The 1087-nt window shown below is 66.6% G+C and carries 1 protein-coding gene; it reads right to left on the bottom strand.

Features of this window, described 5'->3' with window-relative positions; translation table 11 throughout:
- Positions 1 to 43: 43 nt before the first annotated feature.
- Positions 44 to 421 carry a hypothetical protein gene (locus G407_RS0121315; RefSeq protein WP_029032435.1) on the bottom strand — a complete coding sequence of 126 codons (378 nt, stop codon included), beginning with the start codon at positions 419 to 421 and terminating at the stop codon, positions 44 to 46.
- Positions 422 to 1087: the final 666 nt, after the last annotated feature.

Here is a 1087-nt window from a genome sequence, read left to right as displayed (position 1 = left end):
CCCCTTCCCGCGCAGCAAAGTAGTGCCGACTGGAAGCGCCCGCCTACGGGCTTCCCTGCGCCTCTGAGGGGCTGCGCCGCACCCGAGAGACGGTCATAGCCGAGACGCCGTGCCGGGCCGCCGTCGCCCGCGTTGACAGGCCGGCCGCGAGATCGGCCCGGATCGCCGACACCACCGTGTCCTCCAACCGCGCCCGCCCACCTTTCGGCTTCCTCGATGCGAGCGCCCGCAGGCGATCGTTCTCGGCTTCGAGCGCACGGATCACAGCGGACTGCTTCTCGATCGAGGCGAAGGCCCGCACGTTCGCATCGGCGAGCCGGTATGCCGCTTCCACCCACGCCTCTTTCCCGCTTCCGGGTCCGCGAGCCGGGGGCAGGTTCAAGGTCTCGATCTCGATGCCGTGCATCGGGTCCGCGCTCATGGTCCTGCCCTCATGCCTGGATCGCGTAACGTATCGCACTGTTACAGCCGCGGCGGAAGGGCAGGTGGGGTCACAGGATGGCGTTTCCCGCCGCACGGGAAGCCCGTGGGCGGCTTTCGATGGGTTCAGGTAGGGCGGTATACCCCGCACCCCTTCTCGGCCGCTGGTGAGGCTCCTAGACGGCTTCTCTCGGGTGCGCTCCTCGACGGGGTTTTGCCGCCCCTAAAAAAGGTCGGGATAGGCTCCCGCCCGCCCGTCGTTTTTTCCCGCAAGGTCCGTCACCCGTCGCGCGAACGGCCTGGATCAGCCGGCGCAGGCGACGGGGCGGATTTCAAATCGGGCTTGATCCCTTGTCCTGCATCGGTTCCGAGGTGCATCGCGGACTGAAAAATAATCAACGATTATTCATCCGGCGCATTGCATCACGGCAAAGAATAGCAGCCGATAGCCATCGGATCGGGGCCGATCGCACCGGGGACGTGGGTAGGAAATGGCAAGGTCGCGGCCCGGGTTTCAGTTGCGGTTTCCGGCGCAGTACGCGCACGCGCGCGAGGGCCGCGGATGCGAGAGGCGCCGTGTGCGAGGTGCAGGGCACGGTGCCGCTTGGTTGACGAATGTTGACATCCCGCACCCGCGGTGAGGGCTGGATAGATAGGCGGGTGGAAA

Source organism: Salinarimonas rosea DSM 21201, from assembly GCF_000429045.1.
In the GTDB taxonomy this organism is placed as follows: Bacteria; Pseudomonadota; Alphaproteobacteria; order Rhizobiales; family Beijerinckiaceae; genus Salinarimonas; species Salinarimonas rosea.
Note: the sequence above shows the minus strand (reverse complement) of the source record. Positions and strands in the feature narration are given on the sequence as shown.

What these genes read in the sequence shown, in the direction of transcription:
- G407_RS0121315 (WP_029032435.1), bottom strand. Translation starts at nt 421, where the DNA reads ATGAGCGCGGACCCGATGCACGGCATCGAGATCGAGACCTTGAACCTG.